The organism is Photorhabdus thracensis, from assembly GCF_001010285.1.
GTDB classification, from domain to species: Bacteria; Pseudomonadota; Gammaproteobacteria; order Enterobacterales; family Enterobacteriaceae; genus Photorhabdus; species Photorhabdus temperata.
On the sequence record NZ_CP011104.1, the window covers coordinates 1,459,790 to 1,485,855 of the forward strand.

The following is a 26,066-nucleotide window of genomic DNA, read 5'->3' on the forward strand; positions in this document are numbered from 1 at the left end:
AAAAAAGTTATTAAATAAATGACTTAACAGAATATGAATCGGGTTACTTACAGTGTAATTATTTTGCAATTTATTATGTAAAACTGCAATGCCTTAAATACGCCAGAGTAAACTTAATTTACACTGCTTCAATCAGTTTCGTCTGCGATTTGATTTAAACTATGCCTCTTTTTATGCCTTTAATGTGATTTAACGCTAAAATCAATTCATATCGTTACTTTCTAAACCATTTTCGCGCTCTGTTAACGCTTAAATACCTGTCCAACCGTTATCACTTTTCTGGCTGATTAATCTGCCAGACCTTTTATCATCGTTGATGCAATAAGCCGTTATTAGACAAGAGAAAACTAATCAGGCGACAACACGCTATCTGAAATTCTTGATGATGCGAAAATACCTATTTTTAAAATGGTTTTGTCAGCAACCTAAAGGATGGCTTATAGTCTAAGCCATCCTTTCTCAATCAATTTTATCTGGACCTTGGTCAGATCTGCTGTTTACTGCAAAAAATGTCTAATAAAATAATCTAACATAAGATAGGCAATCATTTACTGAATAAGCTAGGATCCTTACCCATAAAATACCAAATTAATCTTACTAATCCATTCTAATTTAAGAAGGCATTATGTGGTTTCCCAGATTTAAACAGGCTTTTATCGCTCTTTTACTTCCCTGGCTGCTGGCTGTATCAATACAAATGGCGGGAAGAATCTATCTTCTCCTCACTTATGGCAGTCACCAGCTCCTTGCTGACGCCATTCAAGATGTAGAACGAATGTTCTGGATTGGCGGGCTGTTTGATATCCGTATTGCCAGTCTGCTATTTGTTCCCTGTCTGCTGATTGCGGGCTTATTTGCCATTAACAAAAACAGTTTCAGCATATGGCAGCGTTTCTATCCGTGGCTGGCTGCAATACTCAATACACTGGTTGGGGCTTTAACTGTAGCCAATGTTTATTACTATGCCACTTATGAACGGTCGATCGATATTTTCATTTTCGGTTTAGTGGAAGACGATACGAAAGCCGTATTGCATACCCTGTGGAGTGACTATCCCATTATCCGTGGTTTGCTCTGTTTAGTTCTGTTCACCGCTTTTGTTTTCTGGCTTTGTCTCCGCTGGCAACGCCGCCTTACCTTACGTACAGCGCGCAAAACCAACCTGCCGGTTTCTGTTGTAGTGACGCTGGCTATTTTGGCTGTCTGCTTCGTTGGAATGCGCGGCTCCATAGGGACCTTTCCACTGCGTCAGTCCAATACACAAGTTTCAGAAGTTAAAATACTTAATATGCTGACGCCTAACGGTCCAATGGCATTGAACTGGGCCTTTAATGATCATTACAAAAACAGCTACTTCCCAGAGGCAACAGATGAACAAGGTAGCACGCTATTAAGCCAATTTCTGGATAATCCAACGCCGGCTAGCCTGTCGCCGTTTATGGCTAAAACCGCCGATAATCCTGTCGCTCAGAAAAAACCACCCCATGTAATATTTAACGTGATGGAGAGCATGGGCTATCACCTGCAAAGTCTGGATCGCCCAAACCTTGATGTTTTTGGTGCCCTACGCCAGCACTGGCAAAACGACTGGCGTTTTGAACGTTTTGTTTCTGAAGGGGATGGCACCATCGACAGTTTGAGCCGCTTCCTGGTCCGTAGCCCAAACAGCGCAATCAGCCAGTCCACTGCCCAAAATCTCGATTTCACCAGCAATATGTTTAAACCCTATCTGGCGAATGGTTACAAGATTATCTTCGTCACATCAGGTAACGGAGCATGGCGTAACTTGAATCAGTTCCTACCAAATCTGGGCGTCAGTGAATTTATCGATCAGAATGGGCTGAAAAAACGCTACCCGGAAGCAAAATTCGGTACTTGGGGTGTACCTGATGAGTTTATGTTCCATTATATTGAAGAACGCCTGGCTCAGGCAGAGAAGAACAGAGAACATGTTCTGATTCTGTCGTTGTCCACTACCCATCACCCACCGTATAAGTCACCACAAGGCTATCAGAAAACCAACATTAAGCTAAACGATGCAGAGAAACAACGCCTAAGCCGTCTGGCTAGCGGTGATGAGTTACAGGAGGTCTTCCATACTCTGCGTTATACCAACGATCAGTTGGGGCAGTTTATCAGTTGGGTAAAATCTCAGTCACTGGCTTCCCATACTATTATTGCAGCAACCGGTGACCATAATATGCGGGGCATCAGTTATCCAGATGCCCATGAACTGGCAATTGGTCACGGCGTACCACTTTATCTCTACGTGCCGCCTGATTATCGCTATAACACGACTTTTGATGCGACCAGAGTCGGCAGCCATAAAGATATCTGGCCAACTCTCTATCATTTAAGCCTATCAAATACGACTTATTACCGTACCGGCTGTAATTTGCTGACTGAACATCTGGACCCTATCTGGTGTCAGGGATATAACCCAGAAGTGACTATTACACCGCAAGGTGCCTATATCATGATCGGCAAAGGTGAATTTCGACCATGGGCAAACCAAACGGGATTACTATTAGGTGAACCACAGCCAATGACAGCAGAGCAGACTAAACAGTTTCATCGCTGGCAGGTATTTACTGATTTACTGTCATGGCAGTTAAACCGTCAGGTTCACCACCAGCAGTAACTGATATTTCTGTGAATTCCCTTTAATACCCCCAAATTAAAGGGATTTACAAAGAACGGCTCGTATCAGACAGGGGGGTAACAACAGCTACTCCTCATTTCTCAGTGTGAGAACTTCATACCCATTATTTGTAAGTGACTGCTCCCCGCCGTAAAAAACGGCGAGGCTTCCCACTTCTCAGGCCGCAACCGTCTTTATGACGGATTTACACTGGCCTCCGTGGGCAGAAACGACGAGTCCCGCCGCCTGTAATGCTGTTATGCCCTTGCGCTGGATGTTGAGCGCCGCATTGATATCGCGATCATGTTCGACTCGACAGAAAGGGCATTGCCAGAGCCGCTTATGCAGCGGCATTTCCGGCATTTTGTGACCGCAGCAATGACAGGTTTTCGAACTGCCGAACCACCGATCCCGTTTGACCAGATGGACGCCCGCTGCTGCGGCTTTGTATTCCCGTTTCTTGATGAAACCATGCCAGCCCGCATCCCCGATAGCACGGGCAATGCGGTGATTCTTCATCATGTTGGCCGATTTTAGTGTCTCAACAATGAGCGCTTGGTTTTCGTCAACCATTGTCCGAGAGAGTTTGTGTTGAAAATCGGCGCGGGCATTGGCTACCCGCTCATGGACTGCCGCCAGACGTAATCGGGCCTTCCCGCGGTTAGCACTGCCCTTTTGTTTGCGATAGCGGCGAAATATTTTCCCGTGGCGGTTCGGAACAGCGTAATGCTCTTCACTTCCCCTTCAATTTCTCGGTGTATGCGCGCCTTTATCGGTGACAATTTCGGGAGCTTCACCGCACCCTCCAGCACTTTCACCCCAACACAGTGATAGCTCGATCGCTTGCCCTGTTTGCGTTTGAACGTGGGAAATTGGGCGCGCAACTTCGGATTCCTGTTTTACCGGCAGATATCAATTCAGTCAGGATACGTCGCAGTAGCCCGCCTTAAAGCCCTTTGGGCTTTTCGCCTTATACCCCCGCCCGCACTGGGCAAGGGTTTACGGAGGTTTTTGCTAAGATATTAATAATAAAGTCCTCAGCCTTATCATTAATATCCATCGTGGTAACTCCAAGTTTAATAAATAGATTAAGCATCTCAAAAAATTGTGCAAGTAGCTTACCCGATTGCCTCATCAAATCTACTTCGGAGGGAGTTTTTATGTAAATATTATTCACTATACACTCCAGACAATGATACATACTCTTTTTTGAGTTGCAGTCGAACCATCTTATTATGTGGTTTATATATAAAACACATATAAACCACATATTACATACATCTCAATATCAACGTTATCGTTTAATATTTGATTCCACGATCTGACATTGCATTATATAATTACCATAATCAGCCTTTTACTCCTCCCGCTGTCAAACCACTGACCAACCAACGCTGGGCAACCAGGAAGACAATGGTTATAGGGAGCGCAGAAAGCACAGCGGCGGCGGCAAAATCACCCCAAAGATAGTTCTGTGGATTAAGGTACTGCTGCATACCCACAGCCAGAGTGTAATTGTTCACATCCCGCAACAGCAGTGAGGCAACAGGCACTTCCGTAATCACACCAATGAAAGAAAGAATGAACACTACGGCCAGAATCGGTACGGAGAGCGGTAACAAGACCATACGAAAGGCCTGCCACGGTGTCGCGCCATCAAGCGCAGCAGCCTCTTCCAGAGAGCCGTCAATGGTTTCGAAATAACCTTTAATCGTCCAGACATGCAACGCAATGCCACCCAGATAGGCAAAGATAACGCCGCCGTGGGTATTGAGGCCCATAAACGGTAAGTACTCCCCCAACCGGTCAAACAAGGCATATAACGCCACTAAGGAAAGAACCGCCGGAAACATCTGAAAAATCAGCATGCCTTTCAGCAAAGTACTTTTACCGCGAAAACGCATACGGGCAAAAGCATAAGCGCAGGTGGTTGATAACGTAACGATACCTACAGCGGTAATAAAGGCAACCTTAACAGAGTTCCAAAGCCATAGCATAACCGGGAAAGGTGGCGGAGTGACGCGCCCATCCGGTGATACCACACTAAAGCCGAGCGACAATTTCCAGTGCTCCCAAGAGATACTTTCCGGGATCAAACTACCAGTGGCAAAATTCCCCGGCCTAAGGGAGATAGTAATAACCATCAGCATCGGGAACAAAATTATGGCAATAAAGGTTAACATCAACACATGTGTCGCCAACAAACGCCATTTCTGCGATTTGGATTGAACCATCGCCATTGCATTCCCTCCTTAGTCAAATTTAATGCGGGTGGTTTTTAGATTAATAATAGCCAGTGCGCCAACCAGCAAAAAGATAACAGTGGCAATCGCCGCAGCTAGGCCAAAATCCTGACCACCACCCCCTTCGAAAGCAATACGATAGGTATAGCTCACCAGTAAATCGGTATAGCCCGCCGGCGTCGTAGTGCCAATATGATCCGGCCGGCCATAAGTCAACAACTGAATAAGAACAAAGTTGTTGAAGTTAAAAGCGAAACTGGCAATCATCAGCGGCATCAACGGTTTAATCAGTAACGGGAAGGTAATCTTAAAAAAGTTCTGAAACGGACCGGCACCATCCATCGCCGATGCCTCATACAGATCATCCGGTATTGCCTTCAACAACCCCATGCAGAGAATCATCATATAGGGATACCCCAACCAGGTATTTACCACAATCAGCATAGTTCGCGCCAATGTCGGATCGGTAAACCAGGCGGGCTTAAGACCGAACAAACCGTTGAGCAACAAGTTAATCTCGCCAAAACTCTGGTTAAATAAGCCCTTGAAAATCAAAATAGAAATAAACGATGGCACGGCATACGGCAAGATTAACAACACGCGATAAACAGCCCGGCCTTTTAGTGCTTCCCACTGCACGACACAGGCCAGAACCATGCCGACAGCAACAGTCAACACCACAGTGAACAGAGCAAACACAACCGTCCAAACAAAAATAGAGAGAAACGGCTTCTGAATACCTTCATCCTGTATCACACGCAGGAAATTTTTCCAGCCAATGGAAACAGTAAATCCCGGCGTTAACGTCTCATTTCCCCATTGTCCCTCAGCATTAACAGACTGATAGAAACCGGTATCGGTATTAGGACGGTAAAGCGTGCCTGTTTGATTGTTAGTAAGAGTCTCGCCATCATCCCCAAGAGAGTATTGAGGATGTACACCAGAGAATTGACGAAGCGAACTCATTCTCAGCAACTGACCATCCGGTAAAACAGCAACCAACTGATTCAGCGCTTGTCGATTCTGGGTAATAACGCGCAATGTCGCCGCTTCACCGCTCTGAGCGGTATCCTGTTCATACAAACGTAAAGTCGTTTCTTCCGTTACTGACAGAGAAAACGGCGCTGATACCAGTTGCTTAGTCTGGCCCGGCGCATCCAATGCCAGAACCCATAGATCAGATTTTGGATAGAGCCTGAAAGTGAATGTTTGCCCTGACTGATACTGACGGCTCATCAGGACAGATTGCGCACGTTCAAAAGTCAGTTGATTAGTACTGCTATAGTTGGTAAAGGCAATGGCAATGGTGCAAATGAGCGGAAACAGCACAAACAGCCCCATTCCCGCGATGCCCGGATAGGCATAGCGCCAGGCATAAGTATTGCGGTTGGCGAAAACATAAATTCCGGTACCCAACAATACCAACGTCAGCATTGCGAACAGATACTCTCCCTGTGAGTACATCAATACCACCAGATAACCGGTAAAGAGTATACACAGGCTCACTGCAAGCCATTTCAGAGCAGAATACTGCCACCATGATGTTTTTTTGAGCGTCGCTGACATAATGCTCTTATTCCTTTTACTACGACTGTAACAGCTTTGCTGATAGTTTGAGCAACCTTCCGCAAGTAACATCCTTAGTCGTTACGGGAAAGAGACACCCTTCAGAAAAGGGTGTCTACAGGCTACTTGGTCATACGGGCTTCTGCGTCACTCAGTGCGGCATCAATAGTCTGACGGCCGGTCAACGCATTAACAACAGCGTTACGCATGGCATACCAAAAGCTGCTCATTTGCGAGATGTTCGGCATGATTTCACCTGTTTGAGCATTTTCCATCGTGGCAGAAATACGCGGGTCCTTAGCCAGAATATCGTGATAGGATTTCAGCGCCACGGCTCCCAGCGGTTTATCCTTATTCACCATTGCCAGACCATCGTTGGTCAGCAAATAGTTTTCCAAGAACTCCTTCGCCAGCTCTTTATTCGGGCTAGCGGCATTAATACCTGCCGTCAATACGCCGACAAACGGCTTGGACGGATGACCTTTAAACGTCGGCAACAACGTCACGCCGTAATTTATCCTGCCCTTGTCGATGTTGGCCCACGACCACGGGCCATTAATGGTCATAGCCGTTTCACCTTTGTTGAACGCCGCTTCGGCAATGGAATAGTCGGTATCCGCATTCAAATGCTTATTTTTTACCAAATCGATAATAAAATTCAGCCCTGCTTTAGAACCCGCATTATTAACCCCGACGTTCTTGGCATCATATGCGCCATTTTCCATTTTGAAAGCATATCCTCCATCAGCAGCAATCAGCGGCCAGGAGAAATAAGGCTCTTGCAAATTAAACATAATGGCGCTTTTGCCCTTACTCTTCAGTTCCTTATCCAGAGCAGGGATCTCTTCCCAAGTTTTGGGCGGTGTCTTCACAAGGTCTTTATTGTAAATAAGGGAGAGGGCTTCAACCGCAATAGGATAACCCACCAATTTACCGTCGTAGCGCACAGCATCCCAAGTGAACGGAAACAGTTTGTCCTTAAAGTTTTGATCCGGCGTAATTTCCGCCACCAGACCAGACTGTGCATAACCCCCAAAGCGGTCATGAGCCCAAAAAATAATATCTGGCCCATCACCGGTTGCTGCAACCTGCGAATATTTCTCTGCAAGCTTGTCCGGATGTTCAACAGTCACATTGACACCTGTATCTTTTTCAAATTTCTCACCGACTTGCGCCAGGCCGTTGTAGCCTTTGTCGCCGTTGATCCAGATAACTAGCTTACCTTCCTCAATTTTTGCCAAAGCAGAGGCAGAAAGCACAAGAGTGGCTAAAACAGAAAGCGCCAGGGTACGGGCGCCCATTTTCAAGTTTGTTTTTGTCATCATTCCGTCCTTTACTTATAGTTTGAATAGGTTCAGGGTGAACTGTTTTGTTACATTGGCGGAGAGTGTGAAGCTAGTGTGCAACCGACAATAAAAATACTCATCCTCCCCCGCTCTACTCCCCAATTGAGATGGGTGTGATCTGCATTACAAAAACAGAGGAACCGTGTTGTTGACCACAAAAAGAAGCATCTTTTTTTGTGGTAAAGATCACACTTTATCCAGCAGCTCATACCTAACCGCCTCGACAACTCTTATCTCATCCTCCTGACTCCTCCCCCATAAAAAACTTGGGCATGGAGGATTTACTCACCCACTATCTTAAACACACTCTGGCTTATCGTTTTTCACCGTAGATTGCGGTGATAGTCCGGGAGAACACATGTCGAGCGTCACACTACGTAATGTATCTAAGGCTTATGGTGAAACTATTATTTCTAAGAACATCAACCTTGAGATACAGGAAGGAGAATTCGTGGTTTTTGTCGGTCCATCAGGATGTGGAAAATCGACACTATTAAGGATGATTGCAGGTCTGGAAGATATTACTTCTGGTGATTTGCTGATCAACAATATACGTATAAACGATGTACCACCCGCCAAACGTGGCGTTGGGATGGTTTTTCAGTCCTATGCACTGTACCCCCACCTGTCTGTTGCAGACAATATGTCGTTTGGTATGAAGCTGGCCGGTGCCAAAAAAAGTGACATTCAGCAGCGCGTGAAGCAAGTTGCAGAGATGCTTCAACTCGCTCATCTGCTTGATCGCCGCCCCAAAGCACTATCAGGTGGGCAGCGCCAGCGTGTCGCCATTGGCCGTACTCTGGTCGCTGAACCAAATGTTTTTCTATTGGATGAACCACTTTCCAATCTGGACGCTGCACTGCGCGTCCAAATGCGCATTGAAATTTCACGCCTGCACAAACGCCTGCAACGTACGATGATTTATGTCACCCACGATCAGGTTGAAGCAATGACGCTGGCCGACAGAATCGTGGTGCTGGATGGCGGGGATGTTGCCCAGATAGGCAAACCACTTGAGCTTTACCACTATCCCGTTAATCGTTTTGTTGCCAGCTTTATTGGCTCACCCAAAATGAATTTCCTGCCGGTTAAAGTAACAGCCATCGCCGTCGATCAAGTGCAAATTACCCTGCCCAATCGCCAGCAAATCTGGTTGCCCGTAGAAAGCCAAGGGGTAAAAGTAGGCAGCAATGTATCTCTGGGAATACGCCCAGAACACCTCCTTCCGAGTGATATCGCAGATGTCACGCTGGAAGGCATAGTTCAGGTTGTTGAACAACTGGGAAATGAAACCCAGGTTCACATTGAAATCCCGGCTATTCGTCAAAATCTGGTTTATCGCCAGCCTGATGTTGTGCTCGTGGAAGAAGGGGCCTCCTTCACCATCGGATTACCTCCCCACCGCTGCCATTTATTCCGGGAAGATGGAACAGCATGCCAGCGTTTGCATAAAGAACCCGGTGTTTGAGCCTGAGCCAATTAAAAAACAACAGGAGAATAATTGATGAAATCAATGCGTATATTACCTTTATCATTAACGGTTATGGCTGGATTACTGTCCATGCAGGCATCAGCCGTAGAATTCCACGGCTATGCCCGTTCCGGTATTGGCTGGGCCGGCAGCGGTGGCGAGCAACAGTGTTTCCAAAGCACCGGTGCGCAGAGCAAATATCGTTTAGGTAATGAATGTGAAACCTATGCTGAACTTAAATTGGGTCAGGAGCTATGGAAAGACGGCGATAAGAGCTTCTACCTCGATACCAACGTAGCCTATTCTGTAGCGCAAGAGAAAGATTGGGAATCCACCAATCCCGCTTTCCGTGAAGTGAATGTCCAAGCGAAGAACATTATCGACTGGTTACCAGGTTCAACGCTATGGGCCGGTAAACGCTTCTACCAGCGCCACGACGTGCATATGATCGACTTTTATTACTGGGATATCTCAGGCCCAGGTGCGGGTATGCAAGATATCGATCTGGGCTTTAGCAAACTCTCTTTGGCCGTCACCCGTAACACCGAGTCTGGCGGTTCCCATGGCTGGATTGCCGGCCGGAGCCATGAAATTTCTACTTCTAACGATGTCTACGACATGCGTCTGTCCGGCTTAGAAGTTAACCCAGGCGGTAGTCTGGAACTTGGTTTTGACTATGGCCGTGCCAATGCACGGGATGGCTACCACCTTGACCGAAACGCGTCCAAAGATGGTTTCATGTTTACCGCAGAACATACTCAAAGCATGTTCGGAGGCTTCAACAAATTTGTCGTACAGTACGCGACAGATTCCATGACCTCCTCCAATAGTGGTCGCTCTGAAGGCGCCAGCGTAAACAATGATGGTCATATGCTACGTATCCTGAATCACGGTGCGATTAATCTCGCGGAAAAATGGGATCTCATGTACGTGGCGATGTATCAAGATACTGACCGTGATAACAACAACGGCAACACATGGTATACCGTTGGTGTACGTCCAATGTACAAATGGACACCAACAATGAGTACCCTGATGGACATTGGCTATGATAATGTCAAATCCCAGCGTACCAGTGACACTAACGATCAATACAAAATCACCCTAGCCCAACAATGGCAGGCTGGTGACAGCATTTGGTCCCGTCCAGCTATCCGTCTGTTCGTCACCTATGCCAAATGGGATGAAAAATGGGGTAATGCGAATAAAAACGACGGCTACATCGATGGCATGGCTTACAGCGATACAGCAACACATAAATTCAGCCGTGGCAACGATGATGAATTCACCTTTGGTGCACAATTCGAAGCCTGGTGGTAATGCCATTAAAAACTGCTGGTTTTAAATCAACCGGATTATTTAGCCACTTTTAGCGCCTTGGACTGATATGCCTTTTGCCCGTGGATATCAGTCTCTTTTTTTCAACCGAACAAGGGTAAGAAATGAAAACCAAACTTATCTCATTTTGTCTCAGTGCCTTACTTTGTAGCACAGCTCCTCTGATAAGCTACGCAACACCTATCACTACAACAACTAAGGCAACCACGATTCAGGATATTGTTGCACCTTCCCTCTCAACAGCAGCACTGCAAAAACTAAACTGGCAGCCGATTAGCACCAGCGGTACACAGACCATTATCCTTAATGCCACATCCCAGCACCTTAATGAAGGAAATATCCAAGGGCCGATAGCTGCGTTCGCAATTCCGGCAAACCGGGGCTCACTGGATATTATGTTGAGCAGTTTAGTACAAGATAAACAAGTTTACGCACCGAATGTTCTGGTGCTTGATCAGGGATTACGCCCCGCTGCATTTTATCCAAGTGACTATTTTCCGTATGAACGTCCAGGGGTTATGTCCACAGATCGGTTGGAAGGCACATTAAAGCTGACGCCAGCATTGGGGCAGCAGCAAATTTATGTACTGGTTTACACCACTCGTACCGATTTGCAAAAATCGACACAAATGATTGATCCAGCCAAAGCTTATGCTCAAGGAGTCGGCAACGCCGTTCCTGCCATTCCAGATCCCGTTGCCCGCCATACAGAAACCGGCACGTTGAAGCTGAAAGTGAAATCGGAACAAAACGCCGGCAACATCACTATTGGTCAAGTCTTATCAGGCCCGGCACCGGAGCCAGTCGTTGTAGGGTCAACACAAGCTACCGCAACACAGCACACGCCACTGAAAACTAAACCAGTCCTGAGTGACACCGAACGCTATTTCAGTGATGCAATTAAAAAAGAAATTAATAATGGCAATATTGATAAGGCGCTGAATCTGCTTGATGAAGCAGAACGCCTGGGATCTTCAACTGCACGAGAAACGTTTATTAACAGTATCAAAAACAAGAGATAAACCATTTACCTATGTTGGCTATAGGGTAAATGCACTATTAGTTTGTTTAATGCAAAACAAATGCTCTCCGAATAGGCAGGGTGAGATCTCACATTTTTAATAAGGTTATTTTGGTTAAATAAAAATCAGAATATGACTTTTTATAGGCATTTCTCTCATTAAAACGTTAAGATCTCTCTCTTCCATAAAAAAGCGATCCTAATAATGAGTATTTTTAATTTTATCAGCAAGATAGAAGACCCCCGTTCTGACATCAATAAAAAACATGAGCTAATGGATGTGATTTTTTTAGCCTTCTCCGCTGTATTATGCGGCGCTTCTGGCTGGAAATCGATTCAGGAATTTGGGGAGTTACAGAGCGAGTGGCTTAAACAATACACGCATTTTACTCACGGTATTCCCCGTCGTCACTGTATTGCTAATATTATCAAAATGATAGAGCAAGATGCACTGGTTGAAGCCTTTTATGCCTGGATCAACCAGCGTCGGGTCAGGGCAGGAAAAAGTCTTATCGCCATTGATGGAAAAACCCTGAGAGGAACCTGTAAGGGGACATTATTTGAAGCCCTGCATGTGGTCAGTGCTTATGATGTTGAATCCGGTGTAGCCCTATACCATCAGGCAGCCGAAAGCAAAGGTCAGGAAGGTCCGGTTGCCAGACAATTGATTGAATTACTGGCGCTTGATGGCGCGATTGTCACTATGGATGCCCTGCATTGCCAGAAAGAAACCCTTGCGTTAATTACTCAGCGCGGCGGTGATTTTATTGTCGGTCTCAAAGGCAATCAAAAGACCCTCCATGAATGGGTCAAATCGTATTTTGCTTCGCATTATGAGAGTGATGAGCTTGTTGACTTTACGCAGAAAAATAGCGGTCATGGACGGACAGAATTTCGGCATGTCATGCAAATTCGTGCCGTATTGCCGGAGGTCCTTCGGCGGCAATGGCCTTCAATACAAAGTGTTATTGAAGTAGTCAGTGAACGAAGCGTAAAAGGTCAGCCTCCCCATCGTGATTCACGCTGGTATGTCAGCTCGCTACCGTTGGAGGCGGAAATCGTGGCTAAGGCAATAAGAAGGCACTGGTCGGTGGAAAACGAGCTGCATTGGGTATTAGATGTCACTTTTCGAGAAGATGCTATCTCACTCAAAGATCCTGATGGGGCTGCACAAATGGCGCTTTTTAACCGAATTGCATTAAATGTGATTAAACAGAATACCAGTATAAAAGACAGTCAGGCGGCTAAACGTCGAAGAGCCATTTGGTCAGGGGAATTCCGTAGTCAACTTATCTTTGATTAAATTAAATACAAAGTGGAATCCCGCCCTGTCCGAATAGGAGGGCATCAAGTTTAACTCTCATAATATTTTACGACCGGAGATACTTATCGGTGGAGGGATAAAGCTTTAGTTATTCTTAACAGGAAATTATCTTCATAAAGAAAGGCAATAGAATTTTTTATTGCGTAATGATCTCTTATTTTATATTCATCAATAATGAGTTGTAATTTTTTAGACAACTCAAAAATACTACCTGATTTATAAAGTTCGCCATTTAAATCGTTGATAATATCATTCGGGCCACACTTACAATCTGAACTTATACAATAGATACCATAAGATATTGCTTCAGCTAATACCATACCAAAACCTTCATACTTTGATGTTAAAATAAAAGCTGATACTTCTTTTATGCTACTCATTACAAATTCCCAAGGCTGATCTTTCCAACCGTGCCAAATAATATTGTTATTTATATTGAGTTGTGAAGATAATTCTTTTAAATAACCCTCATCATCACCAGAACCTACCATATGTAATTTCCAATGACCATGTAATTGAGAAAGCGCTAAAAATAATTCAGTTAAATTTTTTGACTTATAGGCAAGAATTCTTCCAACATATAAAAATCTAGCTATGTGTTTTGGTTGAGGGATTATAAAGGAATTCATTTTGATAGGATTGAAAATAAGATGAAGCTTCTCTATTTTTATCCCAAAGGATAACATTTGATCTCGTAAACCAGAACTGATTACAAGGTGCTCGTCGGCACAGCATAAATCTTTAATTTTCTGTGGGGTAGGATTCCTAATGGAGGTATGCAGCCAAGAATAAATTTTTGCCGGGAAATTAATTCTTTCACAGGAAAGTCGAGTAATATTACAGGATGTTGTGTCCAAACTGATTAAAATATCCGGGCGAAATTTTTCTAATATCAAGGATAATTCACACGCAATATCTTGGTGAGATTTATCACTACTTGACGTTAAAGAGATATACTGAGCATTGGATAACCAAGCACGACTTTCAATTCTGTTTATCTCATTTATGGATATAAATATGAAATTAATTCCAATATTGGCACAGTCTATCAAATTTATTAAATTTGAACATACCGTTTCTACCCCACCATATCCATTCAAGAAAAGATCATGGTATATTATAAATATATTTTTCATTATTAATCCTTTACTGAATTAACCAAAAACGTTCTTGGATTTTGGTTTTATTAATAGAGTGATGATATTTCCCCAATGAAATTAAAAGATTTGATTCATTTCCAAATAGAGGTTCTAATTGAGACTCATAAAAGAGGATGTTTTGCATTTTTTCTTTTAAATCAATATCCACCAATATGGCACGCTTATCAAATTTATTATTTCTTAATAAAGCATGTTCCAAACCATCGGGATTAATAATAGGGTATTCACCTAAAACATAGGGAAAATCTTCATAAAGTAATATTTTTAACTTACGTGAACCTTTTATACTATGTACAAGATTATTTATTATGATGTGGTCTACATGTCGACCTATTCCCAAAGGAGCATATATATAATCAGGTTGATAATTTAACAATGTTTTGTCGATGAGATCTTGAGCCATATCGAATGCATAATCTGATTTATGTACTAGGCCACTATAAATTACGGCAGAATTTTTATACATAGGTTCACCGTATTGATCGGTTCTGTAAATGCAATCTAAAATTTTACCATGTATTGGAATCGCTGATAATTTATTGCAAAAAGCAATATCCTCATTAACTCGCTTTGAATAAAACTTTATAAATGAATTCATATTATCATTATGCGCAGAGTGTAAGTAATGAGATGTAAGATTTTTATCATATTCAGTAAAAAATGTTAAAACAACCACCTTTTGATTTTCTGAAACTAATTTATGTATTAAACCACCAGCGCTTAAAGCCACATCATCTAAATGGGGGGATAGAAATAAATACATCATTTTAAATCTCCATGCAAAGGCTGTTATATTTTATTTCCATGAGTACAATATAAATAGCGGCTAAATCAATGCGTATCCCATCCCTGTTTTTTATAAAATCTGAGTTATTAGTATTTAGCCTTTCTTTGGATTGGACTCTTTCATCATCGGCATAAAATTCTTTCATTATATAAAACCAACTGGCATGAATTTTTTCTGCTGCAATTTTTATTATACTGTCACTATGGCCTAATATTGTCATTAAATCTGAAAAAATGGCATCGTTTGTAGAAAGTAACATCTCATAATTAAAATTGCCGGATGCAATATTGTCATCGTATAAATAAATACTTTTCATCACTTCCAATATAATACTCAAGTCACTCTTGATTAACCTTTTTTCAAACTTCTTCTCTTTTTCTGTGAATGCCTGATAAGGTTTTAAAAAATTGACTTGTAAGTTGTACTCAATTTCAAGTTTTGTTATTGAATCTTGCGTAGCAGTTCTATTATCGATTAAATATTTTGCACACCATAAATCGTGTATGCAAGAGGCAAGAATATCTAAATTACCGTCCTGTTCCAAGAACGCACATATCTCAGAAAATAATTTAATTTGTGAACTATCTAGCTGAGAATTTAAAGTTATATCGCCAGGATTAAATATAAATGAAGCTTGTTTTAATCTTCTCTGAATCTCTTTGGTTAAATATGTTGAGTTTAAATTAACTTCATTATCCAGCAGATTTTTGTTATTTTCTTTATTCATAATCCATACCCTTTTCTTTATTCATTAACCTTATTTCTGTTGATGATATATCTAAGCGAAATAGACTTTCTGGAATAGATTCAAATAAAAAACGATGTTCCCTTCTAATATTTAACAAATCATCAACTGCATGATATTTATTATTAAAAAAACGTCCAGCCACAAGAAATCCACAATCATTATTCTTAATTGTCATAAGAGATTTTTTTAATCCTTCTTCACCTCCATAATAAATAGGGTTATTAATTTCTTGACATAAATCAGCTCCAATTACGAAAATTGCCCCTTGGTAAATATATGATTTCTCAATAAAAAATTTAGCGTCACTTAAAACGATATCACCTTTTTCCTTGAATTGCCTTATCCTCTTGAAAATTTCATCGGTTGAAATTGTAAGTTTTACCGCATTCTTGATTGACAGTTCATAATACGGTTTTCTTTTAGTCATCGTTGTAGCGATTTCTTTTAATTCTTCATGTCCTTTATGAAGTGGATTGAAAGAACCAGATAAAATTACAGAATTTTTCCAATCTATTTTTGTATTATTAAAATCTCCGTTTCTATCAATATGTATATAATTCAATTTACCATTAATTAAATCGATTAGATAACGCTCATTCTTGTTAGGCATATTCATATATATTCTCATTAACTATAAGTACTTCCTTCATAACTTTCCTCAGTGATTTCAGCTAAAGCCAATTTTATTTTTAAAATATCTTCCGTTGTATGCGACGTATCAAGACTAACCCGAACAGCACCATCAGGATAAGTGCCAAATTTTTTATGGGCTAACGGTGCGCATTGTAATCCGGGACGTGTAATAATATTGTATTTGTTTTCTAGTATATAAGAGACTTCTCCAGGATGATAACCTTCCACTGTAAGAAGAATTATTGGTAAGCCAACGTTATATTTACAGATTAGCTTGACTTTATTTAATTGTGATAATTCATCTATAAGACTTATTCGCAGAGTTTGCAGTTGATTTTGAATGTTCTCTATCCCAATTTTTTTTAAACGTCTTATAGACGCAAGCAATGAAAGTATGCCAATAGTGTTTTGTGTTCCTGATTCATATTTGTATGGTATTCCAGCTGGTTGTGTTGTTAATCTTGATAATACACCTGTCCCACCCTGGATTAATTCATTATGAAAAAATCCATTATCAAGAATAAAATATCCCCCAATACCTGATACTCCTCCTAAGCTTTTGTGCCCGCTAAAAACAAGGTAATCAATATTACCTTTCGATAAATCAATTAATTGTGAACCAAAAGATTGTGAACCATCAACTAAAACCATTGCTCCGTATAAATGTGCCAGTTTTCCTACCTCATCTATATTACAAAATGTACCAATAGTATTCGAGCAACTATGAACGACTAGTAGCTTAGTTTTCTTATTCCTTAATAAAAGCTCTAAATGCGACATATCAATTTCACCATCTGTCACATCGATCAATTGACTACTTACCCCAATATCTTTTAAATGGTTTATGGGTCTAAGTACGGAATTATGTTCTAAATGGGTAGTAATGACATTATCACCCGGCTTAAGAGTACCTTTTATACATTCATTGAGTGAGTACGTTGCTCCTGAGTTAAAAATGACTGTCCCATGACCATTTAATTTTGCTTGTTCGATTAATTCATATCGGCACTCTTCCATGAGTTCTGTAACCTTTTTAGATTGTTGCGATAAAGAGCGCCCTGGAGTTACCCCAAGAGTGTCTAAATACATATTTATTATGTCTTTCACTTCTTGTGACTTTGGCCATGAGGTAGAAGCTGCATCTGCATATAACATTATCCAATCTCCATATGATTATTAATATATAATTTGAATTTTTTAGCAGTCGCATCCATCTCTTTTATTCCTTCATTAGCTCTCCAATCGGACCTTTCTGGCATATTTAAACTATTTGCCAATACTGTTCTTATCATTCCTCTCTCAATGAAATCTGATTCACCTATCGTAAAAATATATTTATTACCACTATCTTCAACATAGATATAGGGGCCAGACTCACCGAACATTTTCAGTTCATCTAATGAGTCTATTGTATGCATTTTAAATTGATTCTTTAATTTATTATGAAGATCAATCTCAGTAGGGAAACAACATAAATGTGCATGATAACAGTACCTTTGATTTGGATCCATGACGATACAACCACCAGCTCGTCCATTTTCATAACAAAGAGGATTACTTATATTGTAATATTCGCGATAAAAATCATTTATTATATTCTTAAACTGTTCCAGTTCTTTTATTGCTTCATCATCGTATATTTCTGCAAAGCACCGGTATCCCCCTAAATCAGTATCACATTTGTTGATGGCAATTATTATATAGCCCTCAATTATCTGGCCTTTAGGTACGAACGCATAGAAATATTTTCCTTGTAAAAGTATTTTATCTTTTGCAAAGGAAGATTCGGGGTGGCAAAAAATACAGCCCATTTTAAACTCCTCTTATCGTTTGTCGATTCTACTGATAAATATATCTTCATGACACAAATTGAAATCTTCTTCGGTATGCCAGGCAATCATCATGCTAAACTTATTTATAATACTATGTTTTCTCAGTTTACTTTGTAGTTCAGAATAAATAGGATTTGGTAAGATTATTCTGCATTTCCCCCTAATAGCAAGACAAGAATCAATTATAGACATGATTATATGGGGAGCTGTGCCTGACAAACCTATCACTTCTACAGTAATATCATCAAAACCTAATATCGCTACTTCTTCTCCAACAGTTAATAACTTAATATCTCTATAGCGAGGGCACTGCTTTGCGTAAGCGATCCAATTATTATTTACTTTCCTGCCGAAGAAATTGATTTTATTAATATTATCTATTTCATTAAAATCTCTCAGGTCTACATTGACTTTAGTACATTCTTCTACTACTACTTCTGTAAAATCAAAAACGTTCACTCTACTACAGATGTATTTTTCGAAAATTTTTGAATAACATTTGATCTTTCTTTCATCTGAGTAACAAACCGTCGCATCTACATCATTACGATGTGTTTGTTTGGCACTTTCTATTATCAAAGTTGGTGATTTTATACTTTCATCTATCCCAAAATCGCTAAGCATATTAATGGATACTCGTCTGTGTTTAAGAGTGAATTCACACTTTCTTGTTATAATAATTGACAAGCATATATCGTTTCTTTTATAAAAAAATGCTTTTATCTCACTAGAAAGATTATACTTCTTTTCTTTCATATTTTTCCAAATGAAATAATCCAAGCTCCCTATATCACGCTTATAAAAATTATTTATTAAGATATAATTCTCTTCCGTTATATCTTCATAATTCAGGTTTACTCCATTCTCCATTATTTTGCCCCATTATTTTATATTGGCGCCAATGGCTTCTCATTTTTAGTTTATATTCATTTACGAGTATATGAATCATGAAATATTGTATTTTATGACCTGTATCATAATTTAAATATCCACAGCAGAAAAAACCGAGATTATTTATCCTGAAAAATTAAATTTAAGTCTTCATCAATCATGCAAGAATACGGATAAAAATAGGGACTTTAAAGAGAATAATCTTTCATAAATTCTATGTGATGGGACTTTAAATGAAATAATTATATTGACTAGCCCCCTGAATTAAATACGATGAGCTATTTCTGCATACAGAATAATATCCCTTACATAGCCAAGGTGATTTTGCCGGTACCAAATTTATGGAATACTTAATCATCAATGTATATTCCGATGCGAATGAGCGCTGCTTGAATCACTGTACGATCAACTATCCTGTGACTATTCCCCACCCTGCTGAATGCGAAGATTCCCACGTCATTGGCTGTCGCTCTCATGCTTGACAAGTCTGACTGGGCAGAAATGACAAGTTTCGCCGCTTTGAGTTCGTCGATACCCTGCTGAGGGAACTGGATGTTAACTGGTGGTTGGGGCCACAATAGCAAATCCGGTGTGTTCGTTAAACATCTTGCGAGAGATCACGAACGCAGGGCGGCACTTCATGATTTCCTTTCCCACGCTCGAATCAAAGTCTAATGAAACAATGTCTCCTTTTCTCTGGTACGTACATCAAATTACTTCCTTACCAACAGGATTAACGTCGATCCATTCTTTACCCTCGTCTGTTACCATGAAACATTCTTTAGGGCTCCCAACTAACAGTGACTCCAGGGTCAGCTCTGTTTGTGAAACAGCACGGGCCTCGCGGATCTGATAAAGCCCTATCTCCCGTTTCATTTCATCAACTTTCTTAGCAATCCTACGGCGGCTTTCAGGGCTGCGTTTTTCAAGTAATTCATCAAGTGTGATCATACTCAGTTTTCCAAGATGGGTGGGGAATTAATTCACACGATTATTTTACCTCTTGCTTTTACAAGAATTTCATTAATAGAGTCAAAGTATGAAAGGAAGGGTTAGTAATGCTAACCCCGTAGCACAGAGAATTACAACGTAATTTGTGGGTTCTGGATACCACAGGCTTGCGCATAGCGCACTAATGTTTCTATACTAGCTTTTGTTACATTATTTTCCATTTTCGTCACCGTTGGCGGCGTAACCCCCATTCTTTCCGCGACTTGCGAGCGAGTAAGTCCAGCAAACTTACGCCACTCTGCAAGTGTTTCTTGCAATCTTTCTTTACGTTCTTCAGCTTCGTAAGCGGCTTTAAATTCAGAGTCTTTCATCATTTCGGCCAGAATCTCTGAATGTGTCTTATATTTCTTCATGTTTCATTTCCTCCAATCTGCGAAATGCTAAAGTTATCTCACTTTGGGCGATTTTTTGTGTCTTCTTTATATAAACTCGCAGCATATATATTTGCTTTCCTGTCTGATATACCCATAACCCGCGTGCTATATCTCCCCCCATTGTTCGAATTTCGTAAAGACCATTTCCCAAATGTTTTGTGTCAGGTTCACGTAGTGAGCGAGGATCTTTTTCCAGCTTTCCAATCAACCTTACAAGTTTTACCCCTACTTTTGCTGGCAAGGACTTAATTTCTTGTTCGGCCTCATCATGGTATTTAACTATAAACACTCTGATTTCCTCCTAATGCAAAAAATTAACCCAAAGGATAATTTTCATCAAGAGGAAAATTGCATTTTAATGAAATGTCACTTCTGACTAGATTTCTTGACCATGGATTTCCATCTATATAGCACTTGACCTATATTGAGTAAAGAATAGTCATGTGGACTATCGAAACGACGGACAACGGACACCTTTGATGCATGGTTCGATGCTTTGGATGACACCGACAGGGCCAATATGCTAGCTTCAATAATAGCACTTCGGGAAAGAGGCCCTATGTTGCCCAGGCCATACGCAGATACTGTGAACGGTTCATGCCACAGCAACAATGAAAGAATTACGTGTCCAAAGCAAAGGCGACCCGCTCCGAGCATTCTTTGCGTTCGACCCCAAGCGGAGAGGAATTTTGCTTTACGCCGGTAACAAAGCCGGAAACGAGAAACGGTTTTATGAAACGATGATTCCGATTGCTGACCGTGAGTTCACGGCACATCTGGAAAAGTTAAAAAGGAATAAACACTATGGCAAGAACTCTTGATCAAATATTAGCAAATGAAAAGCCCGAAGTTGTTGCCAATGCACAAGCTGCGGCAACAGAAATGTTGCTAAACATCCATCTGGCAGAACTTCGTGAGCGGGTACAGAAGACCCAAGGCGAAATAGCTCTGGCTCTTGGTATCAAGCAACCCACGGTTTCTGACATGGAGAAGCTTGGCCGCGACTTGAAACTGTCTTCCCTCAAACGTTACGTTGAGGCAACGGGTAGCAAGCTGCGTCTCGATATCGAGTTACCCGACGGTACCCACTACGGATTTTCCGTTTAACCACAAACGCTCCGGTAGTCCTCGCGGCTCTCTTCAAGATCAATGTCCGCATCGACTTTTTTACATGCCAGATGATTGTAAAGAACAAGGTCTTCAAGTTAACTCTTTTCGGAAAGAAAAATTTGAGGAGAGGATTCTTAACGTGGAGGCAAGTTCCATTTTGTGAATGGAACTCGATTAAAACAGAGCGCCAAGTAAAAAATTGGCACGTTATCAATAAGTTGAAATGCCCTCTCAAAAGGAGGGCATTTAGTTAGCTAGCGTGTTCTAAGAATTACTTCTTATCGCCGCCAAAACCGGCATTCAATAGTTCTGCCAGGTTTGCAGTTGCTTCATCTACACTCACTTGTGGTGCTTCAGAAGACTCATTCAACTGACGACGACGCATACGATCCTGATGGTAAGCATAACCCGTACCCGCTGGGATCAGACGACCAACGATGACGTTTTCTTTCAAGCCACGCAGTTCATCACGTTTACCCGCAACCGCAGCCTCAGTCAGCACGCGGGTCGTTTCCTGGAACGATGCCGCAGAGATGAAGGATTCAGTTGCCAGAGACGCTTTAGTGATACCCAACAGATCACGTCCATAAATTGCAGGGACTTTACCCTCCTGTTCCAGCTTACGGTTTGCCACTTTAACGCGGGCATATTCAACCTGTTCGCCTTCCAGGAATTCAGAACTACCTGCATTTTCGATGGTTGCTTTACGCAGCATCTGACGAACGATAACCTCAATGTGTTTATCGTTAATCTTAACCCCTTGCAGGCGGTAAACTTCCTGAACTTCGTTGGTGATGTAACGGGTAACCGCATGAACGCCACGCAAACGCAAGATGTCATGTGGAGACTCTGGACCATCGGAGATCACATCACCGCGCTCAACAACTTCACCTTCGAATACGTTGAGCTGACGCCATTTAGGGATCATCTCTTCGTAAGCATCACCACCATCTAATGGGGAGATAACCAGACGGCGTTTGCCCTTGGTTTCTTTACCAAAGGAGACGATACCACTGACTTCGGCCAGGATTGCAGGCTCTTTCGGACGACGCGCTTCGAACAGGTCGGCTACGCGTGGCAGACCACCGGTAATATCTTTCGTACCGCCGGATTCCTGAGGAATACGCGCTAACGTATCACCCGCAGAGATGCTGACACCATCGTCTAACTGAACAATTGCTTTGCCTGGCAGGAAATATTGAGCAGGCATATCAGTACCTGGGATCAATACATCGTCACCCTTGGCATCAACGATTTTCAGTGCCGGACGCAAGTCTTTACCACTACCGGTACGCTCTGCACTATCCAGAACAACCAGTGAAGACAGACCTGTCAACTCATCCGTCTGACGGGTAATGGTCTGGCCATCTACCATGTCAGCGAAACGGATGATACCGGATACTTCACTGACTACTGGCATGGTATGTGGATCCCAGTTAGCAACGGTTTCGCCGCCGTTAACTGCTTCGCCATCACCTTTACCCAATACCGCACCGTAAGGCACTTTATAGCTTTCTTTAGTACGGCCAAATTCGTCGATCAGGCACAGTTCGGTGTTACGGGAAGTAATCACCAGCTTACCTGCGGAGTTGGTAACGGATTTCGCGTTAAACAGTTTCAGGCTACCTTTGTTACGAACCTGAATGCTAGATTCCGCTGCCGCACGAGATGCCGCACCACCGATGTGGAACGTACGCATCGTCAGCTGTGTACCCGGCTCCCCGATTGATTGCGCTGCAATAACACCAACAGCTTCGCCTTTATTGATGATGTGTCCGCGGGCAAGGTCACGGCCATAACAGTTCGCACAAACACCAAAGTCAGTTTCACAACTTACAACGGAACGTACTTTAATGCTGTCAACAGAGCTCTCTTCTAACAGATCACACCATTTCTCGTTCAGCAAGGTGTTACGTGAAACCAGAATGTCAGCCGTACCCGGCTTCAGAACATCTTCTGCCGTTACACGACCCAGTACACGCTCACGCAGTGGCTCTTTAACATCACCACCTTCAATAACCGGCGTCATCAGAATACCTTCGTGCGTACCACAGTCGTCTTCTGTAACAACCAGATCCTGTGCCACGTCAACCAGACGACGGGTCAGATAACCAGAGTTCGCCGTTTTCAATGCGGTATCCGCCAAACCTTTACGGGCACCGTGGGTTGAGATGAAGTACTGGAGTACGTTCAAGCCTTCACGGAAGTTCGCGGTGATTGGTGTTTCGATAATGGAACCGTCTGGTTTAGCCATCAGGCCACGCATCCCCGCCAACTGACGGATCTGAGCGGCAGAACCACGCGCACCGGAATCAGCCATCATAAAGATGCTGTTGAAAGAGACTTGTTGTTCCTCTTCGCCGTTACGGTTAATGACTGTCTCAGTGGACAGGTTTTCCATCATCGCCTTAGCAACACGCTCGTTTGCTGCGGCCCAGATATCGATAACCTTGTTATAACGTTCGCCAGCTGTTACCAGACCAGATTGGAACTGTTCCTGAATTTCAGCAACTTCTGCTTCTGCTTCCATAATGATCCCAGCTTTTTTCTCTGGGATAACCATGTCATCAATACCAACAGATGCACCTGAACGTGCAGCGTAGGCAAAACCGGTGTACATGATCTGGTCAGCGAAGATAACCGTTGGCTTCAGGCCCATCACACGGTAGCAAGTATTGAGCATTCTGGAGATAGCTTTTTTACCCAGTGGCTGGTTAACCAAAGAGTAAGGCAGACCTCTTGGGACGATCATCCACAGGATTGCCCGACCAATAGTCGTATCAACCAGACCCGTGCTGGTGGTGATATTACCCTCGCCATCTCTCACTTCTTCTGAGATACGAACTTTAACACGGGCATGCAGAGAAGCCAGACCTGCGCGGTATACGCGTTCTGCTTCTTTAGGCCCGGTCAGCACCATGCCTTCGCCTTTAGCGTTAACACAGTCACGAGTCATGTAATACAGACCCAGAACAACGTCCTGAGATGGCACGATAATCGGCTCACCACTTGCAGGAGACAGGATGTTGTTGGTCGACATCATCAATGCACGCGCTTCCAGCTGGGCTTCCAGAGTCAGCGGTACGTGAACAGCCATCTGGTCACCGTCGAAGTCGGCGTTATATGCCGCACACACCAATGGGTGCAACTGAATCGCTTTACCTTCGATCAGAACCGGTTCGAATGCCTGAATACCCAAACGGTGAAGTGTTGGTGCACGGTTCAGCAGAACCGGGTGTTCACGAATCACTTCATCCAGGATATCCCATACCACCGCCTCTTCACGCTCAACCATCTTTTTGGCTGCTTTAATCGTAGTCGCTAAACCACGCAGTTCCAGCTTGCCATAGATGAATGGCTTGAACAGTTCCAGCGCCATCTTCTTAGGCAGACCACACTGATGCAGACGCAGGTAAGGGCCTACGGTGATGACAGAACGGCCTGAGTAGTCAACACGTTTACCCAGCAGGTTCTGACGGAAACGACCCTGTTTACCCTTGATCATGTCAGCCAGGGATTTCAGAGGACGTTTGTTAGAACCGGTAATTGCACGACCGCGACGACCGTTATCTAACAGAGCATCGACTGCTTCCTGCAACATACGTTTTTCGTTGCGAACGATGATATCCGGCGCAGCCAGATCCAGCAGGCGTTTCAAACGGTTGTTACGGTTAATAACACGACGATACAGATCGTTCAGATCCGACGTTGCAAAACGGCCGCCATCCAATGGAACCAGTGGACGTAAATCAGGTGGCAGAACTGGCAGAACGGTCAGAACCATCCATTCGGGCTTGTTACCGGACTGAATAAAGGCTTCCAACAGCTTAATACGCTTGGTCAACTTCTTACGTTTAGTTTCAGAGTTAGTTTCATTTAACTCTTCACGCAGAGTTTCACACTCATTTTCCAGATCGAGATTTTTTAGCAAAGACTGGATAGCTTCCGCACCCATCTTCGCATCAAATTCATCACCGAACTCTTCCAGTGCATCCAGATATTGTTCTTCTGTCAGGATTTGACTGCGCTCCAAGCTGGTCATACCGCCTTCTACAACCACATAGGATTCGAAGTACAGTACGCGCTCAATATCACGCAGTGGCATATCCAGCAACAAACCGATGCGGGATGGCAATGATTTCAGGAACCAAATGTGTGCCGTTGGAGAAGCCAGCTCGATGTGACCCATACGCTCACGACGAACTTTAGTCTGGGTAACTTCTACGCCACACTTCTCACAAATCACACCACGGTGTTTTAAGCGCTTGTATTTACCACACAAGCACTCATAGTCTTTTACCGGCCCGAAAATACGGGCACAGAAAAGGCCGTCACGCTCAGGTTTGAACGTACGGTAGTTAATCGTTTCCGGCTTTTTCACTTCACCGAATGACCACGAGCGGATCATATCTGGTGAGGCCAGAGCAATTTTGATCGCATCAAACTCTTCGGTCTTAGTTTGCGCTTTCAGAAACTTCAATAAGTCTTTCACGAAATGGCTCCTGTCGGAGTTAGACCTGTCAGGAGAGCGGCCCATGCCGCTCTCCCCTATGACCAGTGCAACCACTGG

The 26,066-nt window shown here is 42.8% G+C and carries 22 protein-coding genes and 2 pseudogenes; 7 read left to right on the forward strand and 17 right to left on the reverse strand.

Annotated elements, in window-relative coordinates:
• Nucleotides 1-625: 625 nt before the first annotated feature.
• Entirely contained in the window at nt 626-2,641 is a 2,016-nt protein-coding gene (locus tag VY86_RS05795; protein WP_046974259.1) for an LTA synthase family protein, read from the forward strand.
• A 177-nt stretch (nt 2,642-2,818) separates the two neighbouring features.
• Here the strand turns inward: VY86_RS05795 and VY86_RS05800 are convergent.
• The 5 genes and pseudogenes from VY86_RS05800 to malE form a co-directional block, all read right to left on the reverse strand.
• A pseudogene (locus VY86_RS05800) lies at nt 2,819-3,534 on the reverse strand (RNA-guided endonuclease InsQ/TnpB family protein); the annotation flags it as partial.
• 77 nt (nt 3,535-3,611) lie between these two features.
• Nucleotides 3,612-3,818, reverse strand: a complete 207-nt coding sequence (locus VY86_RS05805) for a hypothetical protein (protein ID WP_046974260.1) — start codon at nt 3,816-3,818, stop codon at nt 3,612-3,614.
• Nucleotides 3,819-3,990: 172 nt separating this feature from the next.
• Nucleotides 3,991-4,881: a maltose ABC transporter permease MalG gene (gene malG / locus VY86_RS05810; RefSeq protein WP_046974261.1), complete on the reverse strand. Its 891-nt coding sequence runs from the start codon at nt 4,879-4,881 to the stop codon at nt 3,991-3,993.
• A 12-nt stretch (nt 4,882-4,893) separates the two neighbouring features.
• Nucleotides 4,894-6,450, reverse strand: a complete 1,557-nt coding sequence (gene malF, locus VY86_RS05815; RefSeq protein ID WP_046974262.1) for a maltose ABC transporter permease MalF — start codon at nt 6,448-6,450, stop codon at nt 4,894-4,896.
• Nucleotides 6,451-6,572: 122 nt separating this feature from the next.
• Nucleotides 6,573-7,772, reverse strand: coding sequence for a maltose/maltodextrin ABC transporter substrate-binding protein MalE (malE, locus tag VY86_RS05820; RefSeq protein ID WP_046974263.1), 1,200 nt, complete (start codon nt 7,770-7,772; stop codon nt 6,573-6,575).
• Nucleotides 7,773-8,154: 382 nt separating this feature from the next.
• Here malE and malK point away from each other — a divergent pair, with 382 nt between their 5' ends.
• From malK to VY86_RS05840, 4 genes are all read left to right on the forward strand, one after another.
• A complete protein-coding gene (malK, locus tag VY86_RS05825; RefSeq protein WP_046974264.1) occupies nt 8,155-9,264 on the forward strand; it encodes a maltose/maltodextrin ABC transporter ATP-binding protein MalK in 1,110 nt (369 codons plus the stop codon).
• A 36-nt stretch (nt 9,265-9,300) separates the two neighbouring features.
• Complete coding sequence (locus tag VY86_RS05830; RefSeq protein WP_046974265.1) at nt 9,301-10,587, forward strand: maltoporin; 1,287 nt, start codon at nt 9,301-9,303, stop codon at nt 10,585-10,587.
• A gap of 122 nt (nt 10,588-10,709) precedes the next feature.
• The gene (gene malM, locus VY86_RS05835; protein WP_046974266.1) at nt 10,710-11,627 is read left to right on the forward strand and encodes a maltose operon protein MalM; all 918 of its coding nucleotides are present in this window, start codon (nt 10,710-10,712) and stop codon (nt 11,625-11,627) included.
• 204 nt (nt 11,628-11,831) lie between these two features.
• The gene (locus VY86_RS05840; protein WP_046973727.1) at nt 11,832-12,929 is read left to right on the forward strand and encodes an ISAs1-like element ISPlu18 family transposase; all 1,098 of its coding nucleotides are present in this window, start codon (nt 11,832-11,834) and stop codon (nt 12,927-12,929) included.
• 83 nt (nt 12,930-13,012) lie between these two features.
• On the opposite strand, the gene waaB is transcribed toward VY86_RS05840, so the two are convergent.
• The 11 genes from waaB to VY86_RS05895 all read right to left on the reverse strand — a co-directional run bounded on the left by waaB (nt 13,013) and on the right by VY86_RS05895 (nt 20,675).
• Nucleotides 13,013-14,086 (reverse strand): lipopolysaccharide 1,6-galactosyltransferase, encoded by a 1,074-nt coding sequence (waaB, locus tag VY86_RS05845; protein WP_046974267.1) that lies wholly within the window; start codon nt 14,084-14,086, stop codon nt 13,013-13,015.
• A gap of 10 nt (nt 14,087-14,096) precedes the next feature.
• Nucleotides 14,097-14,876: a PIG-L family deacetylase gene (locus VY86_RS05850; protein WP_046974268.1), complete on the reverse strand. Its 780-nt coding sequence runs from the start codon at nt 14,874-14,876 to the stop codon at nt 14,097-14,099.
• Between the two features lies 1 nt (nt 14,877).
• Nucleotides 14,878-15,624, reverse strand: a complete 747-nt coding sequence (locus tag VY86_RS05855; RefSeq protein ID WP_046974269.1) for a hypothetical protein — start codon at nt 15,622-15,624, stop codon at nt 14,878-14,880.
• A complete protein-coding gene (locus tag VY86_RS05860) occupies nt 15,617-16,261 on the reverse strand; it encodes a nucleotidyl transferase family protein (protein WP_046976738.1) in 645 nt (214 codons plus the stop codon). Before VY86_RS05860 ends, VY86_RS05855 begins: the two co-directional genes overlap by 8 nt.
• Nucleotides 16,262-16,272: 11 nt before the next feature.
• Complete coding sequence (locus VY86_RS05865) at nt 16,273-17,433, reverse strand: aminotransferase class V-fold PLP-dependent enzyme (RefSeq protein WP_046974270.1); 1,161 nt, start codon at nt 17,431-17,433, stop codon at nt 16,273-16,275.
• Nucleotides 17,433-18,089, reverse strand: a complete 657-nt coding sequence (locus VY86_RS05870) for a hypothetical protein (RefSeq protein ID WP_046974271.1) — start codon at nt 18,087-18,089, stop codon at nt 17,433-17,435. The genes VY86_RS05865 and VY86_RS05870 overlap by 1 nt, the downstream gene beginning before the upstream one ends.
• Nucleotides 18,090-18,101: 12 nt before the next feature.
• On the reverse strand, nt 18,102-18,980 hold the full coding sequence (locus tag VY86_RS05875) for a hypothetical protein (protein WP_046974272.1): 879 nt from the start codon (nt 18,978-18,980) through the stop codon (nt 18,102-18,104).
• Between the two features lie 576 nt (nt 18,981-19,556).
• A complete protein-coding gene (locus tag VY86_RS25685) occupies nt 19,557-19,643 on the reverse strand; it encodes a type II toxin-antitoxin system PemK/MazF family toxin (protein ID WP_228940222.1) in 87 nt (28 codons plus the stop codon).
• 66 nt (nt 19,644-19,709) lie between these two features.
• The gene (locus VY86_RS25690; RefSeq protein ID WP_046974274.1) at nt 19,710-19,952 is read right to left on the reverse strand and encodes a hypothetical protein; all 243 of its coding nucleotides are present in this window, start codon (nt 19,950-19,952) and stop codon (nt 19,710-19,712) included.
• A gap of 131 nt (nt 19,953-20,083) precedes the next feature.
• Nucleotides 20,084-20,365, reverse strand: coding sequence for a helix-turn-helix domain-containing protein (locus tag VY86_RS05890; protein ID WP_012776543.1), 282 nt, complete (start codon nt 20,363-20,365; stop codon nt 20,084-20,086).
• A complete protein-coding gene (locus tag VY86_RS05895) occupies nt 20,352-20,675 on the reverse strand; it encodes a type II toxin-antitoxin system RelE/ParE family toxin (RefSeq protein WP_046974275.1) in 324 nt (107 codons plus the stop codon). Before VY86_RS05895 ends, VY86_RS05890 begins: the two co-directional genes overlap by 14 nt.
• 231 nt (nt 20,676-20,906) lie before the next feature.
• Here VY86_RS05895 and VY86_RS05900 point away from each other — a divergent pair.
• Both VY86_RS05900 and VY86_RS05905 read left to right on the forward strand, forming a co-directional pair.
• Nucleotides 20,907-21,207 (forward strand): annotated as a pseudogene (locus VY86_RS05900) (type II toxin-antitoxin system RelE/ParE family toxin).
• On the forward strand, nt 21,191-21,493 hold the full coding sequence (locus VY86_RS05905; protein WP_036779924.1) for a transcriptional regulator ProR: 303 nt from the start codon (nt 21,191-21,193) through the stop codon (nt 21,491-21,493). Before VY86_RS05900 ends, VY86_RS05905 begins: the two are co-directional and overlap by 17 nt.
• A 274-nt stretch (nt 21,494-21,767) precedes the next feature.
• Here VY86_RS05905 and rpoC read toward each other — a convergent pair whose 3' ends face one another.
• A complete protein-coding gene (gene rpoC, locus VY86_RS05910) occupies nt 21,768-25,988 on the reverse strand; it encodes a DNA-directed RNA polymerase subunit beta' (RefSeq protein WP_046974276.1) in 4,221 nt (1,406 codons plus the stop codon).
• Nucleotides 25,989-26,066 lie beyond the last annotated feature (78 nt).

Bases quoted from the DNA above. Each gene is read 5' to 3' on its own strand.
- VY86_RS05795 (WP_046974259.1), top strand. From the start codon at position 626: ATGTGGTTTCCCAGATTTAAACAGGCTTTTATCGCTCTTTTACTTCCC.
- malG (WP_046974261.1), bottom strand. From the start codon at position 4,881: ATGGCGATGGTTCAATCCAAATCGCAGAAATGGCGTTTGTTGGCGACA.
- malF (WP_046974262.1), bottom strand. From the start codon at position 6,450: ATGTCAGCGACGCTCAAAAAAACATCATGGTGGCAGTATTCTGCTCTG.
- malE (WP_046974263.1), bottom strand. From the start codon at position 7,772: ATGACAAAAACAAACTTGAAAATGGGCGCCCGTACCCTGGCGCTTTCT.
- malK (WP_046974264.1), top strand. From the start codon at position 8,155: ATGTCGAGCGTCACACTACGTAATGTATCTAAGGCTTATGGTGAAACT.
- VY86_RS05830 (WP_046974265.1), top strand. From the start codon at position 9,301: ATGAAATCAATGCGTATATTACCTTTATCATTAACGGTTATGGCTGGA.
- malM (WP_046974266.1), top strand. From the start codon at position 10,710: ATGAAAACCAAACTTATCTCATTTTGTCTCAGTGCCTTACTTTGTAGC.
- VY86_RS05840 (WP_046973727.1), top strand. From the start codon at position 11,832: ATGAGTATTTTTAATTTTATCAGCAAGATAGAAGACCCCCGTTCTGAC.
- waaB (WP_046974267.1), bottom strand. From the start codon at position 14,086: ATGAAAAATATATTTATAATATACCATGATCTTTTCTTGAATGGATAT.
- VY86_RS05850 (WP_046974268.1), bottom strand. From the start codon at position 14,876: ATGATGTATTTATTTCTATCCCCCCATTTAGATGATGTGGCTTTAAGC.
- VY86_RS05855 (WP_046974269.1), bottom strand. From the start codon at position 15,624: ATGAATAAAGAAAATAACAAAAATCTGCTGGATAATGAAGTTAATTTA.
- VY86_RS05860 (WP_046976738.1), bottom strand. From the start codon at position 16,261: ATGAATATGCCTAACAAGAATGAGCGTTATCTAATCGATTTAATTAAT.
- VY86_RS05865 (WP_046974270.1), bottom strand. From the start codon at position 17,433: ATGTTATATGCAGATGCAGCTTCTACCTCATGGCCAAAGTCACAAGAA.
- VY86_RS05870 (WP_046974271.1), bottom strand. From the start codon at position 18,089: ATGGGCTGTATTTTTTGCCACCCCGAATCTTCCTTTGCAAAAGATAAA.
- VY86_RS05875 (WP_046974272.1), bottom strand. From the start codon at position 18,980: ATGGAGAATGGAGTAAACCTGAATTATGAAGATATAACGGAAGAGAAT.
- VY86_RS25685 (WP_228940222.1), bottom strand. From the start codon at position 19,643: ATGAAGTGCCGCCCTGCGTTCGTGATCTCTCGCAAGATGTTTAACGAA.
- VY86_RS25690 (WP_046974274.1), bottom strand. From the start codon at position 19,952: ATGATCACACTTGATGAATTACTTGAAAAACGCAGCCCTGAAAGCCGC.
- VY86_RS05890 (WP_012776543.1), bottom strand. From the start codon at position 20,365: ATGAAGAAATATAAGACACATTCAGAGATTCTGGCCGAAATGATGAAA.
- VY86_RS05905 (WP_036779924.1), top strand. From the start codon at position 21,191: ATGGCAAGAACTCTTGATCAAATATTAGCAAATGAAAAGCCCGAAGTT.